Source organism: Dysgonomonas sp. BGC7 (assembly GCF_001261735.1).
In the GTDB taxonomy this organism is placed as follows: domain Bacteria; phylum Bacteroidota; class Bacteroidia; order Bacteroidales; family Dysgonomonadaceae; genus Dysgonomonas.
In genome coordinates, this window is the sequence record NZ_CVRP01000010.1 from 311585 (window position 1) to 330583 (window position 18999).

Annotated in this window: 14 protein-coding genes; 5 read left to right on the top strand and 9 right to left on the bottom strand. The window is 37.2% G+C overall.

The window, feature by feature from the left end:
- Positions 1 to 33: 33 nt before the first annotated feature.
- The 3 genes from BGC7_RS11115 to BGC7_RS11125 all read right to left on the bottom strand — a co-directional run bounded on the left by BGC7_RS11115 (position 34) and on the right by BGC7_RS11125 (position 2812).
- On the bottom strand, positions 34 to 360 hold the full coding sequence (locus tag BGC7_RS11115) for a DMT family transporter (protein WP_050701664.1): 327 nt from the start codon (positions 358 to 360) through the stop codon (positions 34 to 36).
- Between the two features lie 67 nt (positions 361 to 427).
- The gene (locus tag BGC7_RS11120; RefSeq protein ID WP_050701665.1) at positions 428 to 1033 is read right to left on the bottom strand and encodes a TetR/AcrR family transcriptional regulator; all 606 of its coding nucleotides are present in this window, start codon (positions 1031 to 1033) and stop codon (positions 428 to 430) included.
- Between the two features lie 132 nt (positions 1034 to 1165).
- Positions 1166 to 2812, bottom strand: coding sequence for a diphosphate--fructose-6-phosphate 1-phosphotransferase (locus BGC7_RS11125; RefSeq protein ID WP_050701666.1), 1647 nt, complete (start codon positions 2810 to 2812; stop codon positions 1166 to 1168).
- A gap of 392 nt (positions 2813 to 3204) precedes the next feature.
- Here BGC7_RS11125 and BGC7_RS11130 point away from each other — a divergent pair, with 392 nt between their 5' ends.
- From BGC7_RS11130 to BGC7_RS11145, 4 genes are all read left to right on the top strand, one after another.
- On the top strand, positions 3205 to 3555 hold the full coding sequence (locus BGC7_RS11130) for a hypothetical protein (protein WP_050701667.1): 351 nt from the start codon (positions 3205 to 3207) through the stop codon (positions 3553 to 3555).
- A gap of 191 nt (positions 3556 to 3746) precedes the next feature.
- A complete protein-coding gene (locus BGC7_RS11135) occupies positions 3747 to 4850 on the top strand; it encodes a PCMD domain-containing protein (protein WP_050701668.1) in 1104 nt (367 codons plus the stop codon).
- A 5-nt stretch (positions 4851 to 4855) separates the two neighbouring features.
- The gene (locus BGC7_RS11140) at positions 4856 to 5611 is read left to right on the top strand and encodes a porin family protein (RefSeq protein WP_242034373.1); all 756 of its coding nucleotides are present in this window, start codon (positions 4856 to 4858) and stop codon (positions 5609 to 5611) included.
- 143 nt (positions 5612 to 5754) lie between these two features.
- The gene (locus tag BGC7_RS11145) at positions 5755 to 6393 is read left to right on the top strand and encodes an HAD family hydrolase (protein ID WP_050701670.1); all 639 of its coding nucleotides are present in this window, start codon (positions 5755 to 5757) and stop codon (positions 6391 to 6393) included.
- On the opposite strand, the gene BGC7_RS11150 is transcribed toward BGC7_RS11145, so the two are convergent.
- From BGC7_RS11150 to panB, 4 genes are all read right to left on the bottom strand, one after another.
- Positions 6386 to 6901 carry an NUDIX hydrolase gene (locus BGC7_RS11150; RefSeq protein WP_185112975.1) on the bottom strand — a complete coding sequence of 172 codons (516 nt, stop codon included), beginning with the start codon at positions 6899 to 6901 and terminating at the stop codon, positions 6386 to 6388. The genes BGC7_RS11145 and BGC7_RS11150 overlap by 8 nt on opposite strands.
- A gap of 5 nt (positions 6902 to 6906) precedes the next feature.
- Positions 6907 to 7935, bottom strand: a complete 1029-nt coding sequence (locus BGC7_RS11155; RefSeq protein ID WP_050701671.1) for an oxygen-dependent tRNA uridine(34) hydroxylase TrhO — start codon at positions 7933 to 7935, stop codon at positions 6907 to 6909.
- A gap of 149 nt (positions 7936 to 8084) precedes the next feature.
- On the bottom strand, positions 8085 to 10187 hold the full coding sequence (locus BGC7_RS11160) for a DNA topoisomerase 3 (protein ID WP_050701672.1): 2103 nt from the start codon (positions 10185 to 10187) through the stop codon (positions 8085 to 8087).
- Positions 10188 to 10207: 20 nt separating this feature from the next.
- Entirely contained in the window at positions 10208 to 11026 is an 819-nt protein-coding gene (gene panB, locus BGC7_RS11165; RefSeq protein WP_050701673.1) for a 3-methyl-2-oxobutanoate hydroxymethyltransferase, read from the bottom strand.
- A 556-nt stretch (positions 11027 to 11582) separates the two neighbouring features.
- Between panB and mfd the strand changes: the two genes are divergently transcribed.
- Complete coding sequence (mfd, locus tag BGC7_RS11170) at positions 11583 to 14789, top strand: transcription-repair coupling factor (protein ID WP_369799089.1); 3207 nt, start codon at positions 11583 to 11585, stop codon at positions 14787 to 14789.
- A gap of 114 nt (positions 14790 to 14903) precedes the next feature.
- Here the strand turns inward: mfd and BGC7_RS11175 are convergent, their stop codons facing one another.
- Positions 14904 to 16154, bottom strand: coding sequence for a hypothetical protein (locus BGC7_RS11175; RefSeq protein ID WP_050701675.1), 1251 nt, complete (start codon positions 16152 to 16154; stop codon positions 14904 to 14906).
- A 45-nt stretch (positions 16155 to 16199) separates the two neighbouring features.
- Positions 16200 to 18947: a TonB-dependent receptor gene (locus BGC7_RS11180; RefSeq protein ID WP_050701676.1), complete on the bottom strand. Its 2748-nt coding sequence runs from the start codon at positions 18945 to 18947 to the stop codon at positions 16200 to 16202.
- Positions 18948 to 18999 lie beyond the last annotated feature (52 nt).

An 18999-nucleotide genomic window follows, 5' to 3' on the forward strand; every position in this document is an offset into this window, starting at 1 on the left:
TTTTCCCTCCACCTTCTTCTAATAATATATTTATCAGTGAGAGACCATTTTCAGACCAATAACCGATGCAATAAGGGTTGCCATAAAAAATAAACGCATTGCATTTGCCGGTTCTTTAAAAACCAGAATACCAATCAGTACAGTTCCTACTGCACCTATTCCCGTAAATACAGCATAGGCTGTTCCTACAGGAATAGTTTGCGTAGCCTTCACCAAAAGATACATGCCTATAACCAAACACACTACAAATCCTCCATACCAATAATACGAATGAGGAACTATCGCCTCTTTCGCTTTAGCCATACAGAATGTAAAACCAACTTCGAATACACTGGCAACCAGTAAAATAATCCAATTCATAATAGTAATCTTTAAATATATTCATATTGAACAATCGTTCAATGTGAGATGAAAAAAAAAATACAATTTATTTTAGCAACTCAATATAATGAAGAAGAACCTTCTTCAACCCTTTTACCACCAATTTTCCATTTACATTAAAAATACCTTGAAACCAAATACCATCAGTCAAAGTAAATAACTCTCTGGCAGAGGCTATCTCATCCACTTCTTTCTTCAAATCTCCTTTCAATAAACTATTCTTTAGTGCATACTCCCACCCTGCCAGTTCTTTTTCTATTGTTGTACGATATCTATCTCTAAAGACACTATCACGTTGCATAACCTGATAAAATAAAAAATGGTAATTTAATATAGATACTTTCTCTACTGCACCGGAATCTGCAACAATATCAGTTACCGTATTACCTATGGCCGCGAATCGGTTGCACATAAAATCAGTAAATTCATAAACATCATAATCCTTGACTTTCTGAATATCAAAGTCAAACATTTGAATAAAATACTTTTCTGTTACCTGTATAAAAAGATCATCCTTATTCTTGAAGTAATGATACAACAAGCCTCTCGACAGTCCTGTTGAAGCCTGTATATCACTAATAGAAACAGCATCAAATCCTTTTATTAGCAATAAATTAAATGTTTTCTTTAATATAAGTTCTTCCGTACTCATTCTCCATTGTTTGAACAATTGTTCAACAAAGATAGCTAACGAGAATCTATTTTACAATATTTTTCTATTAAATAAATAAAACAGAAAAAGGTCATGCAAATGCATGACCTTTCACTATATTGTATAAGAAATTTACTTTCCTTGTTCTAACTGCAAAGTAACAGTAGACTGATCACACACTTCCGATGGACCAAAATACTGAATAGGACCCGGGTATACGAATTCTGTACCAACAGCCCATGCTTCACGGTTAGCTACCAAATATTTGTATGGAGCTCCGTCTAGCTCAACAAGAGCTTTACGGATAACAGGCTTCATTTCGCCATGACGACGCTCCATATTCATCATCATTGTAACCGGCACACCCCCTGCAATCCATTCAGAAGCAGATGCTGTAGTATTTCTTACAGACGACATATATCCAGTTTTACCTGCACCAATAAGAGCAGCAGCAGTATATCCTAACGAATAGCAATAATCAGCATCAAAATTAGATGGAGCAGCACAACGTCCTTCGTACCCGAAGAAGTGAACCTGAGAAGCAAACTTACCTGTATATTTTCCGGCAGCTTTCATTTCAGCCAACTTGTTTCCAACCATTTCTGCTAATAGCTTTTCTGTTTCAATCAAAGATACCTGCACATTCCCGTGAGGATCACGATCAAGGGTTAACTGACGGGCTACACCTGCTGGTAAGCTAGAGAATACCTTAGAGTTGTCAGCAGACAAGTTTTTCTTAATGTAATCCAACTGATCATCTTTAGGAATAGAATTAAATTCTTCCTGATGATGAGCTAAGAAATCATTCAATTCAGAGATCAGAGCTTTCATAGCAGGAATGAATTCGATCAATCCTTCCGGAATCAATACAGTACCATAATTATCACCATTCGAAGCACGTTTTGCTACAACATTTGCAATATCTGTGATTATATCATCTAGCGACAGCTTCTTCGCTTCAACTTCTTCCGAAATGATACACATATTTGGTTGTACCTGTAATGCACATTCAAGAGCAATATGTGAAGCAGAACGCCCCATCAATTTAATAAAATGCCAATACTTACGAGCTGAGTTGCAGTCACGCTGTATATTACCAATTACTTCGGCATATACTTTACAGGCTGTATCAAAACCAAATGAAGTTTCTATCATTTCATTCTTCAAGTCTCCATCTATAGTTTTAGGACATCCTATAACCTGTACTCCTGCGTTTATAGCTTTATAATATTCTGCAAGTACACATGCGTTTGTGTTTGAATCATCTCCTCCTATTATAACCAAAGCTTTAATATCCAATTTTTTCAGGATTTCAAGCCCCTTATCAAATTGTTCTGTGGTTTCCAGCTTAGTTCTTCCCGAACCAATAATATCAAAACCACCTGTATTGCGGTAGTCATCAATAATATCTGCTGTCAATTCTTTATAATCATGGTCTACTAAACCTCCAGGCCCCATAAGGAAACCATAAAGACGGCTCTGTGCATTTTGCTTTTTGATTCCATCGAAAATACCTGCAATTACATTATGTCCGCCCGGAGCTTGTCCTCCCGACAAAATAACACCTACATTTACAGCCGGATAATCAACCTTTTCTGTAGTTTCCACAAATTTCAGTGTTGGCATTCCGTATGTGTTAGGAAATAGCTTATTCACTTCTTCCTGATCTGCCACAGATTGAGTTGCAGCACCCATTTCTACTTTCACCGCACCATACAACGCTTTGGGCATTTTTGGCTGGTAAGCGGCTCTAGCCACTTGCAATGCACTTTTTTTCATCTACTTTACTGATTTTTATATAGTTAAATATTATCTTTCGAAAAACATGCGAATTTCGTCATTTTTTTCGAGATATAAAAAATTTATGATGTGATATACTCCTATTTTGATGTTTTTTGCCATTTTTTTCATTCTTATTATTCTCTTTCTAATCTTTTGCTTACTCTTTTCTCTTCAACACTTTCTTAACCTAGCTTTTTGATTATACCCACACAACACAAATATATCATATTGACATAAATAAGACAGAAACAAACCCGAAAAATCCAAACAAAGTACACCTATAAGAATATTTAACCATAATAAATATCATTTTGATACTAATAAATTATAAAATGACAATTTATATACATATCTTTGTAGTATTAAAACCACCTAAAAAATATATAATTATGAAAACGAAATTAATTCTTTCATTTTTATTACTATTTTGCATATCAACAGCCACTTATGCAAATACAAGAGAAACTATCACACTGAGTAATATAGAGAAAACAGAGAGAGGCTGTATTAAAGAGTTCTTAAATTGCGATAGTGAAACAAATGCCCCTTTATCCAAAACAATTTACAATTATGACATAGAAGGACGTCTACTTGAGAAAGAGTATTACAAATGGAGTGCAAAACTAGGATGGGTTGGCACTCAGAAGTACAATTACTATTATGATGAAAATAATCAATTACTCACTCCATCTGTCTCAAAATGGGATATTAAGAATAAATGTTGGCTAACAGCCAAATAAACAATTCTTACTACAACATACAAACACTCAAATATTCGGTAAATTTTTAAGCATCCTACCTTTTGTTAAAAAGGAGTCGGGATGCTTAATTTTTGTTATATTTCATTAACTGTTTAGAGATAGGCAAGATCTTAATTGTGAAAAAGTAATCTAATTTACTAATTTTGCCCCGTTCTTTTTAATTGAATTTTATGAGACAAATATCTTTTTTTTTAGTACCCATCATAGCATGGGCAATGACTTCATGTATCAAAGATGAACCACTGAGCAGAGAAGCCGATATAATTGAAATAACTGTAGACAACGAAGCTTTCATAGACAGGAGTATTGCAGAAAATAAAACGATCAAATTATTATTCTCAGACAAGGCAGACCTTTCTAAAATTGCACCGATTATAGCAGTCACTGCAGGCTCTACAGTAGAACCTGCATCAGGGGACACTGTAGATTTCTCATATGGAAAGCAAGTAGAATACAAGGTAACTTCTGAAGATAAAAAATACACAAATACGTATATAGTAAGTGTTGGAGAAGTGCAAATGAAATATAATTTTGAAGACTGGACTACCGCCGGCACAGAGCAAAACCCTTATCCTATTTTATCTGACCAGATGTGGAGTAATGCCAACTCAGGTGTTTCTTTAGCCATCCTTGTTGGAGCGATAAACCCTGACAGATATCCTACAGAAAAAACAGAAGATAGTGCCTTTGGTAAATATGCAGCCTCATTACAAACCCTAAAAGGAGGGAAAGTTATACTATGGACTTACCCTATTTTCGCAGGGAATCTCTTTCTTGGGGATTTTGCAGCAAATCCCTCTAATGCATTAAAATCATTAAAGCTAGGACGAAACCATCCTAAAGAAATAGGGAAACCTATAACATTCAGAGGATATTACAAATACAAACCAGGCCCAGAATTTACAGGGTCAAAAGGAGAAATAATCAATAAAGTTGATTCTATGTCTATGTATGCGGCCCTATTTAAAGTTACCAAAGGTGCAGTTCCTGACAAAGAGTTTCTTGATGGAGAAACTATTCTAACATCTGACAGAGTAATAGCTAGAGCCGAATGGCATCACGACTCACCAAATGTAACTGAGAAAGGCGGACCAAATGGATTTACTGAGTTTGTGATTCCCTTCAAGTATACGGGAGTTCTAGATTATGAGCATTATGACTACAGAATAACTATTGTTTGCTCTTCCAGTAAAGATGGAAATTTATATGAGGGTGCCGTTGGCAGTACCTTAATAGTAGATGAACTAGAAATAATTTGTGATCCTATAAAATGAAAAAGATGAAACATATATATTTAATAGCAACTGTACTAATATCTATACTGTTATGCCCAACCATATCAGGACAAGAGAATAATACACAAAAGACTTTTGATCTTAGCTTCGTTTTAGGTATAAATATGGGAGCGACAGCTCCTGTGCCGATTCCAGCAGAAGTACGAAAAATAAATAGCTATAATCCCAAGTTCAATCCTCAATTAGGAATAAATCTAGTCTATAATATAAACAATAAATGGGGAGTCGGCGCAGGTGCAACTTTTGACTGGAAAGGAATGAGAGTAAAAGACGAGGTGAAATACATGTATACAAGTGTTACTGAAAATAATGGGGCAAGTTATCTTACTGGATATTTTGTCGGCAAAAACATGACCAACATTGACATGACACATCTTACTATACCGATTTACGGAACATACCGATTTAACGAAAAGTGGCAAGTAAAGTTAGGTATATATGCAGCAAGAGTCTTATCCAATAAGTTTGAAGGAGATGTTACAGATGGTTATCTACGTGTAGGCGAACCAACAGGACAAAAGCAAGAAATAGAAAAAGCTACCTTCGATTTTAGTGACGACGCACGCGACTATGATTTTGGATTGTTAGGAGGTGGGGAATATCGCCTGACAAATAGGATCGGATTTTATGCTAATATGACTTGGGGGCTTGTTCCTTATTTCTATACAAAGAGTAACCCTATACAATTTAGAATGACAAATATATATGGGACAGTAGGAATAACATATCGTCTAAAATAAATAACGACACCAATATTAGAATAGCCAAAGAGCAGTGGAATAAAATTCGCTGCTCTTTTTTTGTCAGATAAAGAATAATGCCAAAAGGCAGGGCTTGGCTATAGAATTATAATGCACTATATTTGTGCCGTAAAAATACTGATATGACAAAAATTTCGACAATCCTATTCGATTTTGATGGTGTAATAGCCAATACTGAGCCTCAATACGATATTTACATAGATGCTTTAGGTAAAGAATATAATCTGGGAATAGAGAACTTTGCCCTACAAGTAAAAGGCACAACAACCCCCAACCTTATAAAAAATCACTTTAGCCACCTATCGGAAGCAGAACAAGAAAAGATCAAGAAAGATCTTGATGACTTCGAGCAAAAAATGGAATTCCCGTTAGTCGATGGTGTCCTCAATTTTATTTCCTACCTGAAAGAGAACCACTATAAAATAGGTTTAGTTACAAGCTCACAAGAACTAAAGATGAAAAGAGCTTTAGAAATACTCAATCTAGACGATACATTCGACACAATAGTGACAGCCGCACGCATAACACAAGGCAAGCCTAATCCAATGTGCTATTTGCTGGCAGCAGAAGATTTAGGCGTACCTCCAAGTGAATGCTTAGTGTTTGAAGACTCTTTTCATGGTGCGCGTTCGGGTAGAGATGCCGGAATGCAGGTCGTAGGCGTTACGACTACTATTCCCCGAAAAGACTTAAAAGATAAAACCGACTATATTATCGACGACTTTTCCGATATTAATTATCTTACAAGTCTTTTCAAATAAGACCGGGAAGACCTTTGTTTAGAAAGTTTTTGAAATCAAGTTCAAAGTTAGAAGTAAATACGTTTTTATCTAATTTTGAACGAATTTCTTCTATCGACCAAAAACGACCTCCGGCTAATTCGTCTTCATTTAAGATAAAACCTCCATCATATACACAATAGTAGCAGTAACTCAATTCTCGCTCTCGGTCTGTTTCTATTATATATTTCGTAATAAAAATCGGAGTAATTCCCGACAATCCCAATTCCTCCTGTGCTTCTCTCAATGCTGCATCTTCAGGAGTTTCATCTAAATCAATATGTCCGGCAACAGACGAATCCCACCGATTAGGTTGTATATCTTTCTTTGCCGATCGTTTTTGTAAAAAAAGCTCTCCGTTTGCATTAAATATATGCAAATGAATCACCGGATGCAATAATTTAGTTCCATTATGGCATACACTTCTCGGTGCTTCTCCTATAACAGAACCATCTTCTGCAACCAAAGGGAATATCTCTTCTTCTATCATTAGCCTTAGATACTTAGTAGGCTTTTCGAACGTCCTTTTCTGAATATCATAGCATCGTTACGGATTCCTTTTCTTAAAGCCTTTTGTTCTTCTTCAGACAAAGATACTACATCTTTGCAGGCATCTGAACAGCAATTATGCATTTTTTTCGCACATTCGTCGCACTGAATAAATAGCAGATGACAGGCATCGTTTTTACAATTGTTATGTGTATCACAAGGCTTTCCACACTGATGGCAATGAGCTATTACATCATCTGTAATTCGCTCGCCCAAACGATTATCAAAAACAAAATTCTTTCCTATAAATTTGGACTCTAAGCCCTGCTCACGTATCTGACGTGTATATTCTATTATCCCCCCTTCGAGTTGATATACATTTTTAAACCCCTGATGCTTGAAGTATGCACTGGCTTTCTCGCAACGTATTCCTCCTGTACAATACATCAATAACTTTTTATCCTCTTTATAGTCTTTCAGTTGATTATGAATAATAGGCAATGATTCTCTGAAAGTATCCACATCTGGCGTTATTGCCCCCTGAAAGTGACCAACCTCACTTTCATAATGATTACGCATATCTATAACTATAGTATTAGGATCTTCCATCATATTATTAAACTCCATTGCTTTCAGATGAACCCCTATATCTGTTACATCAAAAGTATCATCACTCAGCCCATCCGCAACAATCTTATCCCGTACTTTTATTTTCAGTTTCAAGAAAGACTTGTTATCATGCTCCACAGCTATATTTAATCGTATATCTTTAAGAAAAGTATATGTATCTAACTCTTCTTTCAAAAGATCTATATTATTTGCAGGTAAAGATATTTGAGCATTGATACCTTCTTTAGCGATGTAAATACGTCCTAACACATCAAGATTATCAAGCTTCAAAAAGAGATCATTTCTAAATTGAACAGGATTCTCAATGTGGGCATAAGTATAAAAAGACAAAGTTATTCGCTCATGGCCGGCTTCATCTATAATTTTAGCTCTTTCATTAGAACTCAAAGTATTATATAATTGCATTTTATACAGACTTTAATTAGAATTATTATAAATAGCACACAAAGATATTATGGATTTCTTTTACATATCCTATTTCTTTTATTGATACTGTTTATAATACATAGATAAAAATGCAGAATTATCTTGTCGACCACCCAGCTATTCCAATATTATATTTGGTTAAACTTTCTTTTGAGAATTGCTTCCAGTTCTTTATTATTGATATTGTCTCCTGTCTCGTCAAAAGATAATCGAAACTTACATCCCGATTTCCATTCCGAACAACCATAAGCTGACTTACCTTTTAGGATTGTTCCTTTACGGCAAATAGGACAAATAAGTACAACTTCTTTTTCCGCTTTTTTGTCTTTAGCTTTCGGTTTAGAAGTTTTTTTATCTCCTCCCGTTTTTTTCTCTTTAGGAGCTTTCGGTTTTGGCGTTTTAGCTACCTCTTTCACTGCCTCCTCAATAGTGATACTACTCCCCCACTCGTTCTTTACATTGGCAACAACCTCTGTAAGCATATCCTTCAACTCATTGATAAACTGACGAGGATCATATTCACTTTTCTCTATTTGGCGAAGCTTTTTCTCCCACATTCCTGTCAGTTCGGCAGACTTCAGCAATTCCTCTTTGATAGTTCCTATTAGTTCTACTCCTGTTTGTGTAGCATAAAGGTTTTTCCGCTCTTTACGGATATAATTCCGCTTAAATAAAGTTTCAATAACAGCAGCCCGAGTAGAAGGCCGACCGATTCCATTTTCCTTAAGAGCATCGCGCAACTCATCATCGTCTACCAGTTTACCTGCTGTTTCCATAGCCCGCAAAAGAGTTGCTTCTGTATAATATTTAGGGGGCTGAGTCCACTTTTCGTTAAGAGCCGGAATATGAGGGCCTCTTTCTCCTTTTTCGAATGCAGGAAGTAGATTATCGTCATCTTTTTCGGCATCATCTTCTTCCTGATTCTGATTAGCGGCTGTATTTGTTGGCTTCTCGAAAACTATACGCCAGCCCGGTTCAAGTATTTGCTTGCCGGTAACCTTAAACTCTACTTTTGCAGCTTCACCCAAAACAGTAGTTGTTGCTATCTTACAATTCGGATAAAATACGGCTATGAAACGGCGGGTAATCAAATCATATACTTTACGTTCTTCTACCGATATATTATTAGCTCGCACTCCAGTTGGTATTATAGCATGGTGATCAGTAACTTTGCTATTATCGAATACTTTCTTCGATTTTGCTATTTTTGCAGCCAACAAAGGCTTTACCAAATCTTCATAACCGGACAACCCTCGCAAGATTGCAGGCACTTTCGGATAAATATCATCACTCAGGTAAGTAGTGTCGACACGAGGATATGTAGTAAGCTTCTTTTCGTAAAGAGATTGGATTACTTTGAGCGTATCTTCGGCCGAAAAGGCAAACTTCTTATTGCATTCTACCTGTAAAGCCGTCAAGTCGAACAAACGGGGAGGAGATTCTTCTCCCTTTTTTATAGTCACATCTGTGACCTCAAATTCCGAGTCTTTTATTTCCTCCAGAAACTTCTCGCCTTCTTCTTTTGTGCTAAATCGTCCTTTAGTAGCAGAAAAGGTAGTTTCTCTATATATCGTTTTCAGTTCCCAATAAGGTTCCGGTTTGAAATTCTCGATTTCCAGTTGTCTATTGACTATCAGTGCTAAAGTTGGTGTTTGTACCCTGCCTATTGACAGAACAGATCTGTTTTGTCCATATTTCACAGTATAAAGACGGGTTGCATTCATCCCCAAAAGCCAATCGCCTATAGCACGAGACAAACCGGCTTCATATAACTTATCGAACTTCGATTGATCTTTAAGGTTAGCAAAGCCTTCTCGCATCGATTCCTCAGTAAGCGAAGAAATCCAAAGACGTTTGACAGGAACTTTGCATTGAGCCTTCTGCATCACCCAGCGTTGAATGAGCTCACCTTCCTGTCCGGCATCGCCACAGTTTATGACTTCGTCGGCTTCTGATATTAGCTTTTCAATAACTGCAAACTGCTTTTTGACACCGTCATTGTCAAGCAGTTTGATACCAAATCGAGGAGGAATCATAGGCAGCACAGCCAACGACCATTGCTTCCATTGCGGTGAATATTCGTGAGGTTCTTTGAGTGTACAAAAATGCCCGAAAGTCCATGTCACCTGATAGCCATTACCCTCAAAGTAGCCATCGCGGCGGGCGCTTGCACCCAACACACTAGCTATTTCACGTGCTACACTTGGTTTTTCGGCTATACAGACTTTCATTTATCTACTCTCCCCTATAGTCAATAACTTTCTTTTTCGTTAGGGAAATCTGTAGACTTCACGTCTTTTATATAATTCTGAACAGCTTCTATCATTACTGTATATAGATCGGCATAACGGCGAAGAAACTTCGGAGAAAAATCCTTATTAATTCCCAACATATCGTGCATTACTAAAACCTGTCCGTCAGCATGGGCTCCTGCCCCGATACCAATAATAGGAATAGATAATTGATCTGTAACTTGTTTGGTAAGCTCTGCCGGAATTTTTTCCAATACAATTCCACAACATCCAACTTCCTCGAGCAGCAAAGCATCTTTAATTAATTTAGCTGCTTCGGACGTATCTTTAGCTCTCACATTATATGTACCATACTTATTGATAGACTGTGGCATAAGACCTAGATGCCCCATTACAGGAATACCTGCATCTATAATCTTTTTTATATCGGGTAAAACTTCTTCTCCACCTTCTATCTTCAAAGCATCGGCTCCTGTCTCCTTCATCACACGAATAGCCGCCTCTAACGATCTTAGAGGATCGCCCGACACTGTACCGAAAGGCATATCTACAACGACCAAAGCTCGTTTTACTGCATTCATTACCGAACGTCCGTGATATATCATCTGGTCTAACGTCATGGGCAAAGTGGTTATATTTCCCACCATCACATTAGATGCCGAATCTCCGACCAAAATAACATCCATTCCGGCCTGATCTATAATAGATGCCATAGAGTAATCGTATGCTGTAAGCATTGAAATCTTTTCGCCTCTCTGTTTCATTTCTATCAGGCGGTGTGTGGTAACCTTGCGGTTATCTTCTGTATATGTAGACATATCTTTTATTATTTAGCGTGAATCAGGAGTTTATCTCTGCCTGAAACACATAGGTTATTTGATTTCTGTATAATGCGATTTTAACTAAAACCTGACAAACTTGTACACTTTCTGTCATTTTCCGTATTTGTCATTATTTAATCTGCTTGACTTCGCCTAAGCCTCTACTTCGGAGAGGTCTGAAAGAGCTTCCTTTATAGATAAAACTTTGTCACCTTTGCAGACAACCTTTATTCAGATTCGCATTTGTTATTAAAAACGACCACAAAGGTAGAAATAATATATTAAACCAAATACAGAAACAATAAGATGTTGTTTCATACAATAAATAACAAACTAAGAGCAAGTATTAAAGATAGTTTATAACATTACTAAGCACCTGTTTCTGCAATAATTTTATTAATTTTGCAGTCCAAAATTTTAATAAACTGCTACATTGAAGTTATCTGCATTACAAGAGGTTTTTGAATCTCATAAAAATATATCTGCTGTTGTAAATTCTCTATCTAAGTATAAAAATATTTACATAAAGGGCCTACAGGGCTCTTCTGCATCTATGTTTGCAGCAGCATTGTTCCATAAAACAAAAGAGTGCCACTTATACATACTCAACGATCAGGAAAGCGCAGGCTATTTCTATCACGACCTAAGTCAGATTTTAGGTACTGACAATGTACTATTTTTTCCATCAGCATATAAACGGGCTATCAAATACGGACAGATAGATGCAGCAAACGAAATACTCCGCACCGAAGTATTGGGCAAAATGCAGACGAAGGACACGCACCTGATTGTTGTTTCATATCCTGAAGCAGTGGCCGAAAAAGTAGTATCGAAAAGTATATTAGAAAAAAATACGATACATATAAAAGCAGGAGAGGAAATAGACCGGAACTTTGTTTCTGAAATGCTGGATACATTCGGTTTCGAATATGTAGACTATGTATATGAGCCGGGGCAATACGCCATACGAGGAAGCATTCTCGATGTATTTTCATTCTCATACGAATTTCCATATCGTATCGACTTTTTTGGCGACGAAGTGAGTACAATCCGCACTTTCGACATAGAAACACAACTATCGAAAGAACGCTTGGGGCAAGTACAGATTATCCCCGATATGCAAAAGTCAGATCTTGACAGGGATTCATTTTTTAAATTTATACCCCAAGATACAATTATAAGTTTTAAAGACTATACTTGGACAGGAGAAAAAGTGGAGGCTGTATATACAGATTCTACGATTCTGGATAATCCCGAATACGAGAAAGACCTGCAAAACAAGCTCACTTTTCCCGAAGAATACCAAACTATCATAAAGAAATTCAAGCACATCCACTTCGGGGCAAGACCACAAGGTGTAGCAGATGCTACTGTAGAGTTTGATACGGATATACAACCTCCTTTTCATAAAAACTTTGATCTGATAAGCGAAACCTTGCATAAATATATTGCCAAAGATTTTACTATATATATATTAAGCGACAGTGAAAAACAACAGAAGCGACTAGAATCTATATTCGAAGACAGAGGCGATGATATAAGCTTTACGCCTGTAGAAAAAACACTATCGGAAGGATTTGTAGACGAAACACTTAAGATATGCTGTTTTACAGACCATCAGTTATTTGACCGTTATCACAAATACAACCTGAAATCGGACAGGGTTCGCTCAGGTAAATTTGCTTTGTCGCTGAAAGAACTGCAACAGTTTCAGATAGGCGACTATATTGTACATATCGACCATGGTGTAGGCCAGTTCGGAGGGCTTGTAAGGTCCGATATGAATGGGAAAATGCAGGAGCTTATCAAACTGATATACTTAAACAACGACACTATATTTGTTTCGCTACATTCATTACATAAAATATCGAAATACAGAGGTAAAGAGGGTGAATCTCCCCGCATCAATAAGCTAGGTACAGGTGCCTGGAACAACATAAAAGAGAAGACAAAAAGCAAAGTAAAAGATATAGCCCGCGACCTGATACAACTTTATGCCAAACGCAGACAGGAAGAAGGCTTTAGATATTCTCCTGATTCTTTTCTTCAACACGAGCTTGAAGCATCTTTTATCTACGAAGATACTCCCGATCAGGTAAAAGCTACAGCCGACGTAAAGCACGATATGGAAGACAAGAAACCGATGGATCGCCTGATTTGTGGCGATGTGGGCTTCGGTAAAACGGAAGTTGCCATACGTGCGGCATTCAAAGCGGTTACCGACAACAAACAGGTAGCTGTACTTGTGCCAACAACAGTATTGGCATACCAGCATTTTCAGACGTTCAAGGACAGGCTGAAAGATTTTCCTTGTCGTGTAGACTATATCAGTCGTGCACGAAGTAACAGTCAGATCAAAGAGATATTGAACGATGTGAATGAGGGAAAAGTAAATATTCTGATTGGTACACATCGTATTGTAAGCAAAGATGTAAAATTTCAGGATCTCGGCTTATTGATAATAGACGAAGAACAAAAATTCGGCGTTGCTGTGAAAGAAAAGCTAAAACAAATGAAGTCGAATGTAGACACTCTGACAATGACAGCTACACCGATACCCCGCACATTGCAATTTTCGCTAATGGGAGCAAGAGACTTGTCTGCCATAACAACACCTCCACCAAACCGATACCCGATACAGACAGAAGTACATACCTTCGACCCGCAAATAATACGAGAAGCCATAGAGTTTGAAATGAGCCGCAACGGACAAGTCTTTTTCATAAACAATCGTATTAAAAATATTTATGAACTGGAAGACATCATACGTCGCGAGGTACCTGATGCCCGTGTAGTCGTGGGGCATGGGCAAATGGATCCGGCTAAATTAGAGTCTGTTATAATCGACTTTGTAAACCATGAATACGATGTACTGCTTGCTACATCTATTGTAGAATCAGGTATAGATATACCGAATGCAAATACAATAATAGTAAACAACGCTCAGAACTTCGGACTAAGCGACCTGCACCAGCTGCGGGGACGAGTAGGACGTAGTAATAAAAAAGCATTTGCTTATCTACTGGCTCCCCCACTTCATACACTGACACCGGAAGCTAGAAGGCGACTACAAGCCATAGAAAACTTTTCTGAGCTGGGACATGGATTTCACATAGCAATGCAAGACCTTGACATACGAGGTGCAGGAAATCTTTTAGGCGCTGAGCAAAGTGGATTTATAGCCGATTTGGGCTATGAGGTTTATCAAAAAATACTTACCGAAGCTGTCAATGAATTAAGAAATGATGAATTTGCCGATATATACCATGAGGCGGAAAATGATGAAAAGATAACAGGAGACAACTTTGTAGACGACGTGCAGGTGGAAAGTGATCTCGAACTATTATTTCCGGCTACATATATACCAAACGACTCGGAACGGATAACCATATATCGCGAACTCGACAATATGGAAAGAGAATCGGATGTTCGAAAATTCACAGAGCAACTTGAAGATCGTTTTGGTAAAATACCTCCTGAGGGAAGGGATCTAATTATGGTGGTACGTCTACGATCATTGGCTAAAACGCTGGGTATAGAAAAAGTTGTATTAAAAGGTGGACGTATGAGTTTGTTTCTTATAGCGAATTCCGATTCGCCTTACTATCAGTCAAAAGCTTTCGACAAACTATTAGACTATATCCAAAAGTATCCACGAAGCTGCGAGCTTAAAGAACGGAATGGAAAGCGCTCAGTCAGTATTCAACATATACCAAATGTAGAGACAGCTTGTATGGCTTTGGCTGAAATAACAGGATAATACTCTCCTATCAGCAGATTTTATAAGATTTATTCCAATAAAAAAACGCAGAGGTCAGATTCGACTTTCTGCGTTTTTCAGTAGAGTGTTTTTATAAATTAGAATGTATGCTCATTATAATTTCTTTGTCCATCCGGCTGTCCAGTCATTGTCGGCTGGTACTGCTCCCTTGTATTCAGCTTTTGTAAAGAAGCTATTTACCGAAGACATATCTTTACCACCTGTAACTGTACCTATATACCCGCCAGTAAATGTTATTGTTTTGTTTATTCCATTACCGGTTTTTGTATCCAGACCTAATGCAGTTCCTTGCTCATAAGTAAACCCTTTATCGGCAAACAGATATTCTATAACAGAATTTCCATTAGTGAAGCTTGTTTCTGTCTCGGTAGTAGCTGTAGTCACTGATTTAGGCTTACCTGTTACCAATACATTGTACATTTTCACATATGTTCCAGCACGAAGACGAATACCTCTTGTCTGTTTGTTAGTATCATTATTACCAATCAAAGTAAGGTTGGCTAATGTAGGACATGATACAGGGCTATTTTTGTAATTATCTTCACGGTTATCAGCCTCTATAAGACAGTCACCATTGGCTGTACCATCCGATCCTGGAGCTTTCTGATCCTGTATTGCTACCCAGAACTGACCATTACCTCTCCATCCGTCTGTCCAGTCGAAAGAGTCATCTTCACTGGCTGTAGATACAAGATATTTTGCATTTACTGTACCACCAAACCATTCGAATCCGTCATCGGCACCTTTATATGTTTGCACATACTCTATTGTTGTACCATTACCTACACCATACATTGTAAGTCCATTCGATTCTTTTGTTTCATTGATAGCAAATCCTGTATATTCGAGACGTACATATCTTAAGATTCCGGAATTATCAGCTTCGTTAGTTCCGCCAAAAGGAGCATCTCCAATTTCAGACATACCGGTTCCCCCTGTAAGATTTATAGGAGCTCTACCACAAATATGTATTCCACCCCATGCACCGGGAGTCTGTTGTGTTGAAGTCATTACAATAGGTCTGCTTTTTGTACCCTGAGCATCTATCTTTCCTCCTTGTTCTATAAGAATATAGTCTGATTTGCTTGTAGAACGCGTTGCATTGATAGTTACACCTTCTTGTATAATTAGTTTTCCTCCATTCTTAACTTGGTATCCACCAACTAATGTATAAGTATTACCAGCTAACAATGTACGTTCCCCTGTAAGTGAACCTTTTAGCTCAAATTCTGTAGGATCCGTCGGTTTTTCAGTTTCATTACTATCACTACAACTAATGGTTAACATCGCAACAGCAATTATAGCTGAAAGATAAACCGCTAATCTAGAAAACTTTTTTTTCATAATTTTTTTTGTTTAAAATGGTTATTGTTTTTTATTTATATCTATTTAAAAATTAAGAGAGAACCCTACACCCAAAGCGAGTCCTTTTTTATAGTATTCCACCACTTCATCCTTACCGGTTTCGGCGATCTTTTGAGTAAATTCTTGTTTTTGGTTAATGAGATTCTTTGCTTGTAGTTTTAGTTTCATATTTGAATTGAAAGAATAACCTACCACAAAGTCTAAAGAATTAAATGATTTTTCGACTACATTATTTACACCATTGATACCTACCGAACTAATACGAGGACCTCGTAAATTGTAGACTAAAGAAAATGAAGCCTCTTTCTCATTTTTGAATTTAGGAGAATAGTTTATATCCAAATTAAAGAGGTATGGAGATGCTCCCTGTAGTTCTCTTTTCTTATCTGTATATATCCCTCCTTCGAGTAACGAGATATGTGTATAAATATATGATGCATTAAAATCGACTCGCAAATCTTTTAATAAATACTTACGGATTTCTAATTCTGCACCTGCAACCAAACCTTTATTCACATTATCGAAACTCTGGTATGCCGATCCTGAATATCTTTGTGTACGTTCTATCGGCGATTTCAAATATTTGTAATAAGCCGAGAGAGAAAACATATCACCCGATGCCGGAAATATTTCGTAACGTATGTCTGCATTATAATTATATCCGTTCTTGATATTTTCATTACCTCTAACAAATGCTCCACCATATGACTCTTTATATTCGAAAGGAGCCATCTCGATAAACGAAGGACGCGTTACTGTACGAGAGAAACTAAACCTTAGATTTTGTTTGTCGGAAAGGCTATATCTTACATTTAAAGCAGGGAAAAGGTCATCCGTTTTCAATTCTGCTCGTTTTTCCTCCCCAGAGTCATCTGAATATCTGACCCATTGCGAAGAATGTTCGTAACGCACACCTGCTGCAATCAACAGGTTTGTGAGAGGATAAAATTCCATATCCACAAATGATGCATATATATCCGATCCGGCATAATAACTGTCTCGAGGCATAGAAACTTTATTTACAGAGATTTTCCCATTGGCGACATCACTATATGACAGATAAGAATCAGGGTTAAAAATATCATCAACTTCGATATCTACATTTTTCACACCATAGTAATAATTTGTAGAGTTGAAGTCTCGCGACTTAGAACGCATTGCTCCTCCAAGTCGAATAAAGTCTGTATTTTTCTCATTCTCGTTGAGCAAATATTTTATCTTGAAATCGCCATTCCACTCGTCTTCAAACAATTCTCCAAAGTATCTCATTGTACCTTGCTGATTGAGTTTGAAAAGAGAGAACTTCCCATTATCATTTTTAGTATACATTACCTGTCTACGATCGGGTTCATCGCTTGTAGTACGACCATAAGACACTTGCCAGTCGGTAAACAATCTGTCGAACTGGTGCTTTCCGGTCAACTGGTTGTTGAAAAGTGTATAGAGATGGTAAACACTATTGCTTCCTTTCATTTCCACACCTTCGGCATCGAATCCGTCACGTATAGTATAATCATCTTCCGAGTTATTTACATACATCACGTTATATGATAATATATCGTTGCGCCGAAGCGTATAGCTCACCTGACCGATAGCTGTAGCTGTAGTTTCATAGCTATATTTATTATAGTTAAACATATCACGAACAACACCCTGCGCATTCACTGTAGATGTATATGCATCGTCATAGATGGTATATGAATTATCGAAATTTATGCCTAGCATAGCATTCAATTTCTGCCCGCCTACATTCCACGAATGTCCTATACCAAACTCTAAGCCTAGTTCGGGTAAAGCTGAGTTTTTCTCTATATTGAATGTTGTATTGAAAAGGTTCTTATTTAAAATAGATTGGGAAAACTCTCCCGGTGTCATATTCTTAAGATTATCAGACTGATTAAATCCTTTTGTTATACCCAAATAAGGTACACCTACACCTCCTTTATCTGAAGAATAGAAATCTTTGAAAAGGGCATTTGTTTTTCCTCCGGTAGATACACCTATAGTTATATAATTATTACCTATATTTTCTTTTGTTTCCACATCTATATGTGCCCCTGAATAATCACCGAAAACAGAAGGTTGATAAACTTTACTTACAGTTACATTTTTCACCACCGAAGTAGGAAACAATGTTAAAGGAATCAATTTATTATCCGGATTAGGAGAGGCTATTGGAAATCCGTTAAGAGACGTCATACTATAACGATCACCCAATCCTCTGACAAAGACTTTAGTATTGCCTTCCATCGAGATCCCCGTTACTTTCTTTATACCATCAGCTACAGTAGAAAGTCCTTTTGCAGACATTTCTTTAGCGCCTAAATTTTCGACTGCAACTGTAGCTCGCTGCCGTTCGAGAAGTAAGTTCATTTCCGACTCCATATTCTTACGTGCAACAACGATTACATCATTCAGATTCTGAGCAGCTTCTGTGAGAAGAATATCCAATGTGATAGTCTTTTCCTTCTTCACTTTCACTTCAGTTATTTCCATAGGTTGGTAGGAAATATAAGATGTTACGATAGTGTATTCTCCCGGTGCTACATTTATCTGGTAATAACCCTGATCATCACTGATTACACCTGTAGTAGTTCCTTTGATAGAAATAGTAACTCCCGGTATTGCCTCTTGAGTTTTAGCATCTTTTACACTCCCTTTAATAAGAGTCTGAGCTGGTAAAGCCTCTGTGAAAATAAAGGCAAATACAAGAACAGATAATTTTAGTAAGCTGTAGTATTCCTTAAATACGTTGTGATTTTCTTTTTGCATATATATTCTAATTTTACAATGCAAATCACCTACATTTTTGTTACATAAAGAC

Excerpts from the sequence above, each read along its gene's own strand:
- BGC7_RS11115 (WP_050701664.1), bottom strand. The coding sequence starts at position 360 with ATGAATTGGATTATTTTACTGGTTGCCAGTGTATTCGAAGTTGGTTTT.
- BGC7_RS11120 (WP_050701665.1), bottom strand. The coding sequence starts at position 1,033 with ATGAGTACGGAAGAACTTATATTAAAGAAAACATTTAATTTATTGCTA.
- BGC7_RS11125 (WP_050701666.1), bottom strand. The coding sequence starts at position 2,812 with ATGAAAAAAAGTGCATTGCAAGTGGCTAGAGCCGCTTACCAGCCAAAA.
- BGC7_RS11130 (WP_050701667.1), top strand. The coding sequence starts at position 3,205 with ATGAAAACGAAATTAATTCTTTCATTTTTATTACTATTTTGCATATCA.
- BGC7_RS11135 (WP_050701668.1), top strand. The coding sequence starts at position 3,747 with ATGAGACAAATATCTTTTTTTTTAGTACCCATCATAGCATGGGCAATG.
- BGC7_RS11140 (WP_242034373.1), top strand. The coding sequence starts at position 4,856 with ATGAAACATATATATTTAATAGCAACTGTACTAATATCTATACTGTTA.
- BGC7_RS11145 (WP_050701670.1), top strand. The coding sequence starts at position 5,755 with ATGACAAAAATTTCGACAATCCTATTCGATTTTGATGGTGTAATAGCC.
- BGC7_RS11150 (WP_185112975.1), bottom strand. The coding sequence starts at position 6,901 with ATGATAGAAGAAGAGATATTCCCTTTGGTTGCAGAAGATGGTTCTGTT.
- BGC7_RS11155 (WP_050701671.1), bottom strand. The coding sequence starts at position 7,935 with ATGCAATTATATAATACTTTGAGTTCTAATGAAAGAGCTAAAATTATA.
- BGC7_RS11160 (WP_050701672.1), bottom strand. The coding sequence starts at position 10,187 with ATGAAAGTCTGTATAGCCGAAAAACCAAGTGTAGCACGTGAAATAGCT.
- panB (WP_050701673.1), bottom strand. The coding sequence starts at position 11,026 with ATGTCTACATATACAGAAGATAACCGCAAGGTTACCACACACCGCCTG.
- mfd (WP_369799089.1), top strand. The coding sequence starts at position 11,583 with ATGTTTGCAGCAGCATTGTTCCATAAAACAAAAGAGTGCCACTTATAC.
- BGC7_RS11175 (WP_050701675.1), bottom strand. The coding sequence starts at position 16,154 with ATGAAAAAAAAGTTTTCTAGATTAGCGGTTTATCTTTCAGCTATAATT.
- BGC7_RS11180 (WP_050701676.1), bottom strand. The coding sequence starts at position 18,947 with ATGCAAAAAGAAAATCACAACGTATTTAAGGAATACTACAGCTTACTA.